Below are 11,105 nucleotides of genomic sequence, written 5' to 3'. Positions count from 1 at the left end.
GCACCTCGGTGGGCGGCGGCAATGCCACCGTCAGCGTCAACCGCACCACGAGCGCGACCTCGCTGGGTGCAACGATCACGGACGGTTCGTCGCTGAACGTCAATGGTCATGTCATCTCGTTCAAGAACGCGCCGATCCCGGGCTCGACCGGTGCTCCGAGCGTTCCGACCGGATATGGTACCAGCGGCAACGTCCTTACCGACGGCGCTGGCAACTCGACGGTCTATCTGCAGGGCGGCACGCTCAACGACGTCTTGAAGGCGATCGATCTTGCCACCGGCGTGCAGACCGCAACGGTCAACGCCAACGGCACCGCGACGCTGGCGACGGCCTCCGGCCAGACCAACTCGTCGATCAACGCCTCCGGCCTGCTCAAGATCTCGACCGGCGTCAACGCCGACCTGTCGGTCACCGGCACCGGCAACGCGTTGAATGCGCTTGGCCTTGCCGGCAACACCGGGACGGCGACCGCCTTCACCGCGGCCCGCACCTCCGGCGTCGGCGGCATCACCGGCAAGACCTTGACCTTCACCTCCTTCAACGGCGGCACGGCGGTCAACGTCACCTTCGGCGATGGCACCAACGGCACGGTCAAGACGCTCGATCAGCTCAACACCAAGCTGCAGGCCAACAACCTGACGGCGACGATCGACGCCAACGGCCTGCTGACGGTCTCCACCACCAACGACTACGCGTCCTCGACCATCGGTTCGAGCGCCGCGGGTGGTGCGATCGGCGGCACGCTGACGACCTCGCTCACGTTCTCGACGGCTTCCACCCCCGTCCAGGATACGGTTGCCCAGACCGCGCGTGCCAACCTGGTCAATCAGTACAACAACATCCTCCAGCAGATTGACTCGACCGCCCAGGATTCCTCGTTCAACGGTGTCAACCTGCTCAACGGCGACCAGCTCAAGCTGGTGTTCGACGAGACTGCAAAGTCGAGCTTGAGCATCACCGGCGTGACCTACAACTCCAAGGGTCTGGGCCTTGCTGCGCTGACCAGCGGTGTCGACTTCATCGACAACGCTGCCACCAACAAGGTGCTGACCAACCTGAACTCGGCGTCGAGCACGCTGCGTTCGGAAGCATCGGCTCTGGGCTCCAACCTGACGATCGTGCAGGTTCGTCAGGACTTCAACAAGAACCTGATCAACGTCCTGCAGACCGGCTCGTCCAACCTGACCTTGGCCGACACCAACGTCGAGGCGGCCAACAGCCAGGCGCTGTCGACCCGCCAGTCGATCGCGGTCTCCGCGCTGTCGCTGGCCAACCAGTCGCAGCAGAGCGTGCTGCAGCTGCTCCGCTAACGCGCGGGCGACATCGCAAGCAAGATCCGGCGGCGGGGCTTCGGCCCCGCCGCTTTCTTTTTGGTCACTGCTCGGAGACTTCGAGAGGGCAGGCGCCTCTCGAAAAAGTAACCAGCGGTTATGGTTAATGGAGCGTAACCGTCAGGAATTGCCAATGATTTCAGATGGATTGCGAGCCGTGCCCGCACGTTCGACTCGCTTATGGTGAACCGGCGCTTATGCGGGCTTCATGCATTTCACCCTTTGTTAGCCATGTCACGGCACGCTGGCCCCGTCACTCGATCCGGAAGCGATCGAACGAAGACGCGTAAGCCAGAAGGGTAAGAGTCATGTCCGGTATTGTTCTCTCTGCGTCGGTTCGCCAGAACCTGCTCTCTCTCCAGTCCACCGCCGATCTTCTCGCCACTACACAGAACCGTCTGTCGACCGGCAAGAGTGTCAACTCGGCCCTGGACAATCCCACCAACTTCTTCACCGCCCAGTCGCTCGACAACCGCGCCAGCGACATCAACAACCTGCTCGACAGCATCGCCAACGGCGTGCAGGTGCTGCAGGCCGCCAACACCGGCCTGACCTCGCTGCAGAAGCTGATCGACTCCGCGAAGTCGATCGCGAACCAGGCGCTGCAGACCACCGTCGGCTACTCCACCAAGTCCAACGTCTCCACCACCATCGCCGGTGCGACGGCGGCCGACCTGCGCGGCACGACGAGCTTCGCCAGCGCGACGGCGAGCAGCAACGTGCTCTACAACGGCACCGCCGGCGGCACCACCGCGGCGACCGGCACCACGACGCTCGGTGCCACCATCGGCTCGTTCACGGGTACGGCGGGAACGGCCGGCGACGGCACCACGGCCTTGACCGGCGCCATCACCCTGATCGCCACCAACGGCACGACTGCAACGGGCCTCGCCAGCAACGCCCAGCCCGCCGACGGCGACACGCTGACCGTTAACGGCAAGACCATCACCTTCCGCAGCGGCGCTGCTCCGGCCTCGAGTGCGGTTGCGGCCGGCTCGGGCGTCAGCGGCAACCTCGTCACCGACGGCAACGGCAACACCACGGTCTATCTCGGCACCGCCGGCACCCCGGCTGCGACGGTCAGCGATCTCTTGACCGCGGTCGATCTCGCCAGCGGCGTCAAGACGGTGTCCATCAGCTCCGGTGCTGCGACGATCGCGACCAGCGTCAACCAGACCGCTTCGAGCGTTGGTGCGGGCGCCGTCACGCTGAAGAGCTCGACGGGTGCGGATCTGAGCGTCACCGGCAGGGCCGACCTGCTCAAGGCGCTCGGCCTGACCACCTCGGTGGGCGGCGGCAACGCCACCGTGAGCGTCAACCGGACCACGAGCTCAACCTCGCTGGGTGCGACGATCACCGACGGCTCGACGCTGAACGTCAACGGCCACGTCATCTCCTTCAAGAACGCGCCGATCCCGGGCTCGACCGGTGCTCCGAGCGTTCCGACCGGTTATGGTGCCAGCGGCAACGTCCTCACCGACGGCAACGGCAACTCGACGGTCTATCTGCAGGGCGGCACGGTCAATGACGTCTTGAAGGCGATCGACCTCGCTACCGGCGTGCAGACCGCGACGGTCAATGCCAACGGCACCGCGACGCTCGCGACCGCCACCGGCCAGTCGAACTCGACGATCAACACGTCCGGCCAGCTCAAGATCTCGACCGGCATCAACGCCGACCTCTCGATCACCGGCACCGGCAACGCGTTGAACGTGTTCGGTCTCGCCGGCAACACCGGTAGCGCCACCGCCTTCACGGCGGCGCGCACCTCCGGCATCGGCGGCATCGCCGGCAAGACCCTGACCTTCACCTCCTTCAACGGCGGCACGGCGGTCAACGTCACCTTCGGCGACGGCACCAACGGCACGGTCAAGACGCTCGATCAGCTCAACACCAAGCTGCAGGCCAACAACCTGTCGGCAACGATCGACGCCAACGGCCTGCTGACCATCACGGCATCCAACGACTATGCGTCCTCGACGCTGGGCTCGACGGCTGCCGGCGGTGCGATCGGCGGCACGCTCACCTCGGCCTTGACCTTCTCGACGGCTTCCACCCCCGTCCAGGATGGCGTTGCCCAGACGGCGCGTGCCAATCTGGTGTCTCAGTTCAACAACATCCTCAACCAGATCGATACCACCGCGCAGGACTCCTCGTTCAACGGCGTCAACCTCTTGAACGGCGACCAGCTCAAGCTGGTGTTCGACGAGACCGCCAAGTCGAGCCTGAACATCACGGGCGTGACCTACAACTCCAAGGGTCTCGGCCTAGCCTCGCTGACGGTCGGCGTCGACTTCATCGACAACGCCGCAGCAAACCGGGTGCTGACCAACCTGAACGCCGCCTCGAGCACGCTGCGCTCGCAGGCCTCGAGCCTCGGCTCGAACCTCTCGGTGGTGCAGATCCGGCAGGACTTCAACAAGAACCTGATCAACGTGCTGCAGACCGGTTCGTCCAACCTGACCTTGGCCGACACCAACGTCGAGGCGGCCAACAGCCAGGCGCTGTCGACCCGCCAGTCGATCGCGGTCTCCGCGCTGTCGCTGGCCAACACGTCGCAGCAGAGCGTGCTCCAGCTACTCCGTTAACAAGTAGCTGAAAATACTGAATAAAATCGGGCGGCGGGGCTTCTTGCCTCGCCGCTCTTTTTTGCGTCCGGGGGCGGGCAGGGGCGTTCACCCGCCATTAACCCTATCCCTTAAACCGGCGTTAACCATACTTTAAAGGACACCTCCTAAAACTGGACAAAAGGCCGGCTTTCCAGTCCGCGCGGCCGATTCGTATCCGGTTCAAGAGGAAGACTCGCCAATGTCCAACATCGTTCTCTCGGCGTCCGTTCGCCAGAACCTGTTGTCGCTGCAGTCGACGGCCGACTTGCTGGCCACGACGCAGGAGCGGCTGTCGACCGGCAAGAAGGTCAACACGGCGCTCGACAATCCCACCAACTTCTTCACGGCGCAGGGGCTGGACAACCGGGCGAGTGACATCAGCAACCTGCTCGACGGCATCAACAACGGTGTCCAGGTGCTGCAGGCGGCCAACACCGGCATCACCTCGCTGCAGAAGCTGATCGACAGCGCCAAATCGATCGCCAACCAGGCGCTGCAGACCACGGTCGGCTATTCCACCAAGTCGAACGTCTCCACCACGATTCCCGGCGCGACGCCCGCCGACCTGCGCGGCACGACCTCCTATGCGAGCGCGACCGCCAAGAGCAACGTGCTCTATACCGGCGCGGCCGGCGGCGTGACCCCGGTCACGGGAACCGCCGCGCTCGGTGCCTCGCTGGGCTCGACGGCCGGCACCTTTACCGGCACGGCCGCGCTCGCCGCCGACGGCACCACCGCGCTGTCCGGCACCGCGACGTTGCTCGGCACCACGGCATCGACCACCTTCGGCACGCCGCCCGCCGATGGCGACACCATCACGGTGAACGGCAAGACCATCACCTTCCGCACCGGCGTCCCTCCGACCACGCAGCCGACCGGCTGGGGCCTCGATGCCAGCGGGCACATCGCCACCGACGGCAACGGCAATTCGATCGTGTATGAGGGAACGGCGGCTGCGCCCAGGGCGACCGTCAACGACGTCCTCACGGCGATCGATCTCGCCAGCGGCGTCAAGACCGCGACCATCACCGCGGGCGCGGCCACATTCGCGGTCAGCGGCTCGGCCGGCCCTGTGGGCACGCTTCAGGTCGCATCGTCCATATCGGGCGGCGGCGCAGTGACGCTGAAGAGCTCGACCGGCGCCGATCTCAGCGTGACCGGAAAGGCAGACTTCCTCAAGGCGCTCGGCCTGACGTCGGCGACCGGCGCGGGCAACGCCAACGTGACCGCGAACCGCTCGACCACCGCGGGTTCGCTCGGCACCCTGGTCCAGGACGGCTCGACGCTGAACATCGACGGACACACCATCACCTTCAAGAACGCCCAGACCCCGCAATCGGCGGCGAGCGTCACGTCGGGCGGCGTCAGCGGCAACATCGTGACCGACGGCAACGGCAACTCGACGGTCTATATTCAGAGCGCGACGCTGACCGACCTGCTCAACGCGATCGACCTCGCCACCGGTGTCAAGACCGCCAGCATTCTCAGCGGCGCTGCGACGCTGTCGACCACGGCAGGCCAGATCCCGTCCTCGGTCAACAGCAGCGGTCAGCTTGCGCTCTCCACCGGCGTCAATGCCGATCTCTCCATCACCGGCACCGGCAACGCTCTCAGCGCGTTCGGTCTCAGCGGCAACACGGGAACGGCGACCGCGTTCACCGCGGCCCGCACCTCCGGCGTCGGCGGCATCAGCGGCAAGACCCTGACCTTCACCTCCTTCAACGGCGGCACGCCCGTCAACGTCACCTTCGGCGACGGCACCAACGGCACGGTCAAGACGCTGGATCAGCTCAATGCCCAGCTTCAGGCCAACCACCTGACCGCGACGATCGACGCCAACGGCGTGCTCACGGTGACCACCGTCAATGAATACGCCTCCTCGACGCTCGGTTCGAGCACCGCGGGCGGCGTCGTCGGCGGCACCATCACCGGTGTCCTGTCCTTCACCACGGCGCAGCCGCCGGTGCAGGATCCCGTCGCGCAGACCGCGCGCTCCAACCTGGTCAACCAGTTCAACAACATCCTGGCCCAGATCGACACGACGTCGCAGGACTCCTCCTTCAACGGCGTCAACCTGCTCAACGGCGACACGCTCAAGCTCGTCTTCAACGAGACCGGCAGCTCGACGCTCAGCATCAACGGCGTGGTGTTCAACGCGGCCGGCCTCGGCCTCAGCAATCTCGTCAACGGCGTCGACTTCATCGACAACGGCGCCACCAACAGGGTGCTGGCGAGCCTGAACGCCGCCTCGAGCACGCTGCGCTCGGAAGGCTCCAGCCTCGGTTCGAACCTGTCGATCGTGCAGGTGCGTCAGGACTTCTCCAAGAACCTGATCAACGTGCTGCAGACCGGCTCGTCCAACCTGACGCTCGCCGACACCAACGAGGAAGCGGCCAACAGCCAGGCGCTGTCGACGCGCCAGTCGATCGCGGTCTCCGCGCTGTCGCTGGCCAACCAGTCGCAACAGAGCGTGCTGCAGCTGCTCCGCTAATTGCGCAGCGCAACTTCGCTATTGGAGATTTCGCGGCGGGGCTGACGCTCCGCCGCTCTTTTGAGGGAGATCGCTAAGACAAGATTAGCTGAGATCGATGCGCGTCACGACGAGCAAGTTTACATCGTGCATGCGTGCATCTAGCGTTGCGCTGACGAAGGACTCCGCGCCCCGTAATTCTGCGGAGGGCTTCCAAGCACGGTACGTAAGCAAATCTTAAGCGGTGCTGCCTAGGGTTGGGAAAGAAATCCTTAAGCGCGTACAACGCGCTAGGTAACCTCCAGGGTGTGATTGATGTCGAATTCCGCTGCCTCGGCTTATGCGCGTGTTGCAACCACCACCGCATCTCCTCGCGACATCGAGGCGCAGACTCTGCTCAAGGCCGCCAACAAGCTCCAGGACGCGGTGAACAACGCCGATCCGCTCAGCGAGCAGACCATGCAGGCCCTGATGTTCAACCGCAAGCTCTGGACCATCTTCCTGAGCGAGGCGATGCGTGACAGCAATCCGCAGCCGATCGACGTCCGGCAGAAGATCGCCAACATCAGCGTGTTCGTGCTGAGCCAGACCGCCGCGCTGCAGATGAGCCCGCAGTTCGATCATTTCCGTCCGCTGATCGAGATCAACCGCAATATCGCGGCAGGCCTGTCCGGACGGCCGTGACCGGATTCGTGATGGTGGCCATCACGAGCACATCGGCGAAAACTCTCAATGTCGCCAGGATCTGATCACGGCTGGTGGTCTTGCCTCGGCATGCGAACTCCGCGCTGACCGGCGACGGCCAGACACAGAGCAGAAACTACGGCATCGATCTCGTGATCGTCAGGCGCTGACGTCGGTGCTGAGCGGACGCGAGGGCTCGGACTTCATGTCCAATGCATGGAAATAGGCACGCCGGCGCAGCATCGCCTCGTCCGGGAACTGGTTCACCACCGTGTCGGTCCTGTCATTGACGACCTGAAAGACGAAGGACGCGGCCGCCTGGTCGAACACGACCTGGCGCGAGATGTTCTCGTGGTTCGGCACATCATTGCGCACCGGCGCGCCGGTATCGGCTGCGGCGACCGTCTGGCTCACCGGAAGATCGGTTTGCACGGCCTCGTTCGCCGCCGCGTTGGACGTCGTCACGATCTGAATGGGGGCCGGGATCCCCACCGGCCTGATGCTGAAATCTGTACTCATGGCAGCCTCCTGGTTGCCTTACGTGAGTCAAATCCCAACCCCTCTAATCGCGCAAGCATGGAACACCAGGACTGAAGACCCGGTAAGGAAACGTGCCTAACCGCGCGACGCCGTGGCTGCGCGGTTTTTCGTAAAATTGTCGGTTGTTCTCGTGCCCGCTCAGAGCGAGCGGCTGACCGCCAGCGGGGTGATATGGCGCGGACCCGGCGCTGCGCGGCGCCCCGCGGCCGTATAGGTGTTCGGCACGTTGCGCTTCTGGATCTCGGCGTTGACGCCGCGCACGACGCTCTCGGACACCGCGTGCGCGGTGGCGAGCACGGTGAGATTGACCTGGAGCATCGCGCGGAACGCATCGTGGTGGCGATGCAGCGTCGAGAGCAGCTCCGGCGCGGACTTCGCGAGTTGCGGCTGGTTGGCCTTCAACTGGCTGACGGCGGCGACGTAGTTGCGCGACAGCTCCTGCTTCTTGCCTTCGAACGACATCGCCTCGCGGACCTTGCCGGCGCGGACGAGTTCGGTCTCGCGCTCGATCAGCGCGAGCAGGGCGTTCATCGCATCCATCAGCTCTTCGGCGAGCTTGCGCGCCTCGCCGCTGACGGGGGCGCTGTTCGGACGCTGGGTCTGCATCGGCTGACGTGAGGCGTTGAAATGGTTCATCTCGTTTGACCTTATGCCGTCCGGATCGTTTTCGCCTGCTGCAGGATGAGGGTACGGTAGACATCGCTGGCGACGCCGACGCCGCCGGCCTTGGCGAAGTTCTTGGAATATTGCTCGGTCAGCATCGAGCGCCACACGCCGGTGCCGGGCGTGTCGCCGAACGGACCTTCGCCCTTCAGGCCCGAGGTCATCTGCGCGAACATGCTGTTGAGGAACATCGCCTCGAAGTCGGTGGCGGTCTTCTGCGCCTTGGCCTGTTGCTGCGGCGAGACCTTTTGGAGTGCGGCGGCGAGCTCGAAGTCCGGCCGGCCGTTGCGGCTCTCGACCGAGAAGGCCGAATTGGTGGCGAGGCGAGGGGTGTTGATCGCACTGGTCTGCATCACATCACCTCGATATCGGCTTCGATGGCGCCCGCGGCCTTGATCGCCTGGAGGATGCTGATCATGTCGCGCGGGCCGATGCCGAGGCCGTTGAGGCCGTCGACGAGCTGCTGGAGCGAGACGCCGTCCTTGACGAGCGCCAGCTTCTTGCCGTCCTCGGTGACGGTGACACTGCTGCGGGGCGCGACCACGGTGCGGCCGCGCGACAGCGGATTGGGCTGGCTCACCTGCGGGCTCTCGGAGATCGTGACCGTCAGGTTGCCTTGCGCCACCGCGACGGTGGCGACGCGGACGTCGCGGCCCATCACGATGATGCCGCTGCGTTCGTCGATGACGATCTTGGCGGCGAGATCGGGGTCGACCTGGAGCTGCTCGATCTCGGTGAGGAAGGCGACGACGTTGCCCTTGAACTCGGGCGGGATCGACAGCTGCACCGTCGAAGGATCGATCGGCTCGGCGGTCTTGACGCCCAGATAGTCGTTGATTGCGGCCGCGATCCGCTTGGCGGTGGTGAAGTCGGGGTTGCGCAGCGCCAGGCGGACGTTCGGCAGCCGGTTGAGTGCGAACTCGATCTCGCGCTCGATGATGGCGCCGTTGGCGATGCGTCCCACGGTCGGGACGCCGCGCACGATCTTGGCGGCCTCGCCCTCGGCCTGGAAACCGGAGATCGCGAGCGAGCCCTGGGCCACCGCATAGACATTGCCGTCGGCGCCGAGCAGGGGAGTGACCAGCAGGGTGCCGCCCTGGAGATTCTTGGCATCGCCGAGCGCGGAGACGGTGACGTCCATGCGCGTGCCCTGGGTGGCGAAGGCCGGCAGGTTGCCCGTGACCATCACGGCAGCGACGTTGCCGGTGCGGATGGTGGCGCCGCGGATGTTGACGCCCATGCGCTCCAGCATTGCCTGCAGCGACTGCTTGGTGAAGGGGATGTTGTTGAGCGTGTCGCCGGTGCCGTTGAGGCCGACGACGAGGCCGTAGCCGATGAGCTGGTTCTGCCGCACGCCCTCGATATTGGCGAGGTCCTTGATGCGCGAGGTCGCCGCCGCCGAGGTGACCGACAGCGCCAGCGCCGACAGCGCGGCGCAGGCCAACCCAACAATCCTCACCCAACGAACGCCTGGCATCTCTGCTCCCCAAGGCCCTCAAAAAAGGCCCCTCAAATCGGAAAGGACTTGCACGACACTCTCATGACGAGCTGGTCCGGCGCTTTCCTTGCGAGCGCTGTGCCAACGCCTGATAGCGAGCGTAGGTGGCTGAATAGGTTGAATAAATCTGTTTCGACCGGTGTCAGCACTCGTTCGCCCTGAGGAGCGAAACTGCCGCCTGTCGGCAGATTTTGCCGGGCCGTTTACGCACCGTTAACCATAAGACGGCGAAGGTGAGGCATCGATCACCCGGATTCTTTCCGATGCGCATCTACGGACCGAACGGCACCACGCTTGGAGCGCCGGCCAGCCAGGCCAAGCGGACGGGCTCCGGCACCTTCGTGCTGCCCGACACCTCATCGGCGCAGGGGACGCGGAACGCTGCCGCACCGAAGGCCGCTGCCAACATCGATGCGCTGCTGGCGTTGCAGGGTGTCGAGGAGGATCCGGTCGAGCGTCGCAAACGCTCGGTCGCCCGCGGCAGGACTGCGCTCGACGTGCTCGACGATCTCAAGATGGGGCTGCTGTCGGGCAATCTCGACGCCTCGACCGTGATGCGGCTGCGCGATGCCGCGGCGAACCTGAAATCGTCCTCCGGCGATGCCGGTCTTGATGCCGTGCTCTCCGAGATCGAGCTGCGCGTCGAGGTCGAGCTGGCGAAGGCCGGGCAGGGATAGTCGCCCAGGGTGTCGTCGCCCGGCTTGACCGGGCGACCCAGTATTCCAGAGAAAGTTGTGATTGAACCGATAGGCCGCGGCGTACTGGATGCCCCGGCTTGACCAGGTCAAGCCGGGGCATGACAGCAAAGTTTGGGGGAAACCGCGCTCCGCTTCCCGCGCGCTTACGCCGCCTCTTCCTTCAACTGCGCATCGTAGCGGCGCTGGGCGGCGAGCACGTCTTTCAGATTCTGCTCGGCCCAATCGCGTAAGGGGTCCACCGCCGCCGCCAGCGTCAGGCCGAGCTGGGTGATCGAATATTCCACCGTCACCGGCACGGTCGCTATGGCACGGCGCCTGATCAGGCCGTCGCGTTCGAGCGACTTGAGAACCTGGCTCAGCATCTTCTGCGAGATGCCTTCAATCGTGCGGCGCAACTGATTGAAACGCATCGGCTCCTCGCGCAGGAGCAAGAGGATCAGCACCGCCCATTTGTCGCCGACGCGGTCGAGGATTTGGCGGGTGGGGCAGTTCGCTGCGTAGACGTCGGGCTTCATCGTCGGTCCTCGGAAATCCATACCGTTGCTTGGGTCCGCATGTCGGTTCTATGCGATCAGTTACCTCCGCGTAATCAGGTAAGCACAAAGTGCTCTC

At 64.8% G+C, this 11,105-nt stretch carries 10 protein-coding genes; 5 read left to right on the top strand and 5 right to left on the bottom strand.

The window, feature by feature from the left end:
• The 4 genes from XI05_RS10990 to flaF all read left to right on the top strand — a co-directional run.
• On the top strand, positions 1-1,310 hold a 1,310-nt coding region (locus XI05_RS10990), incomplete at its 5' end, for a DUF1522 domain-containing protein (RefSeq protein ID WP_271501368.1).
• A 329-nt stretch (positions 1,311-1,639) separates the two neighbouring features.
• The gene (locus XI05_RS10985) at positions 1,640-3,919 is read left to right on the top strand and encodes a DUF1522 domain-containing protein (protein WP_271501366.1); all 2,280 of its coding nucleotides are present in this window, start codon (positions 1,640-1,642) and stop codon (positions 3,917-3,919) included.
• Positions 3,920-4,139: 220 nt separating this feature from the next.
• Positions 4,140-6,431: a DUF1522 domain-containing protein gene (locus tag XI05_RS10980; protein ID WP_271501363.1), complete on the top strand. Its 2,292-nt coding sequence runs from the start codon at positions 4,140-4,142 to the stop codon at positions 6,429-6,431.
• A gap of 294 nt (positions 6,432-6,725) precedes the next feature.
• Positions 6,726-7,094, top strand: coding sequence for a flagellar biosynthesis regulator FlaF (flaF, locus tag XI05_RS10975; protein ID WP_018642830.1), 369 nt, complete (start codon positions 6,726-6,728; stop codon positions 7,092-7,094).
• Between the two features lie 159 nt (positions 7,095-7,253).
• Here flaF and XI05_RS10970 read toward each other — a convergent pair whose 3' ends face one another.
• The 4 genes from XI05_RS10970 to XI05_RS10955 form a co-directional block, all read right to left on the bottom strand.
• Positions 7,254-7,613, bottom strand: a complete 360-nt coding sequence (locus tag XI05_RS10970; protein ID WP_172782863.1) for a hypothetical protein — start codon at positions 7,611-7,613, stop codon at positions 7,254-7,256.
• 159 nt (positions 7,614-7,772) lie between these two features.
• Positions 7,773-8,270: a hypothetical protein gene (locus XI05_RS10965; protein ID WP_271501360.1), complete on the bottom strand. Its 498-nt coding sequence runs from the start codon at positions 8,268-8,270 to the stop codon at positions 7,773-7,775.
• An 11-nt stretch (positions 8,271-8,281) separates the two neighbouring features.
• A complete protein-coding gene (flgJ, locus tag XI05_RS10960) occupies positions 8,282-8,650 on the bottom strand; it encodes a flagellar assembly peptidoglycan hydrolase FlgJ (protein ID WP_172782865.1) in 369 nt (122 codons plus the stop codon).
• On the bottom strand, positions 8,650-9,774 hold the full coding sequence (locus XI05_RS10955) for a flagellar basal body P-ring protein FlgI (protein WP_036027924.1): 1,125 nt from the start codon (positions 9,772-9,774) through the stop codon (positions 8,650-8,652). Before XI05_RS10955 ends, flgJ begins: the two co-directional genes overlap by 1 nt.
• A gap of 284 nt (positions 9,775-10,058) precedes the next feature.
• Between XI05_RS10955 and XI05_RS10950 the strand changes: the two genes are divergently transcribed.
• On the top strand, positions 10,059-10,472 hold the full coding sequence (locus tag XI05_RS10950; RefSeq protein ID WP_271501357.1) for a flagellar assembly protein FliX: 414 nt from the start codon (positions 10,059-10,061) through the stop codon (positions 10,470-10,472).
• Positions 10,473-10,636: 164 nt separating this feature from the next.
• Here the strand turns inward: XI05_RS10950 and XI05_RS10945 are convergent, their stop codons facing one another.
• Positions 10,637-11,008, bottom strand: coding sequence for a winged helix-turn-helix transcriptional regulator (locus XI05_RS10945; RefSeq protein WP_025037390.1), 372 nt, complete (start codon positions 11,006-11,008; stop codon positions 10,637-10,639).
• Between the last annotated feature and the right edge of the window lie 97 nt (positions 11,009-11,105).

The sequence above is a fragment of the Bradyrhizobium sp. CCBAU 11357 genome (genome assembly GCF_028128865.1).
Taxonomy (GTDB): domain Bacteria; phylum Pseudomonadota; class Alphaproteobacteria; order Rhizobiales; family Xanthobacteraceae; genus Bradyrhizobium.
This window is presented reverse-complemented; position numbering and strand designations above follow the sequence as displayed.

Bases quoted from the DNA above. Each gene is read 5' to 3' on its own strand.
- XI05_RS10945 (WP_025037390.1), bottom strand. From the start codon at position 11,008: ATGAAGCCCGACGTCTACGCAGCGAACTGCCCCACCCGCCAAATCCTC.
- flaF (WP_018642830.1), top strand. From the start codon at position 6,726: ATGTCGAATTCCGCTGCCTCGGCTTATGCGCGTGTTGCAACCACCACC.
- XI05_RS10950 (WP_271501357.1), top strand. From the start codon at position 10,059: ATGCGCATCTACGGACCGAACGGCACCACGCTTGGAGCGCCGGCCAGC.
- XI05_RS10970 (WP_172782863.1), bottom strand. From the start codon at position 7,613: ATGAGTACAGATTTCAGCATCAGGCCGGTGGGGATCCCGGCCCCCATT.
- XI05_RS10955 (WP_036027924.1), bottom strand. From the start codon at position 9,774: ATGCCAGGCGTTCGTTGGGTGAGGATTGTTGGGTTGGCCTGCGCCGCG.
- flgJ (WP_172782865.1), bottom strand. From the start codon at position 8,650: ATGCAGACCAGTGCGATCAACACCCCTCGCCTCGCCACCAATTCGGCC.
- XI05_RS10985 (WP_271501366.1), top strand. From the start codon at position 1,640: ATGTCCGGTATTGTTCTCTCTGCGTCGGTTCGCCAGAACCTGCTCTCT.
- XI05_RS10980 (WP_271501363.1), top strand. From the start codon at position 4,140: ATGTCCAACATCGTTCTCTCGGCGTCCGTTCGCCAGAACCTGTTGTCG.
- XI05_RS10965 (WP_271501360.1), bottom strand. From the start codon at position 8,270: ATGAACCATTTCAACGCCTCACGTCAGCCGATGCAGACCCAGCGTCCG.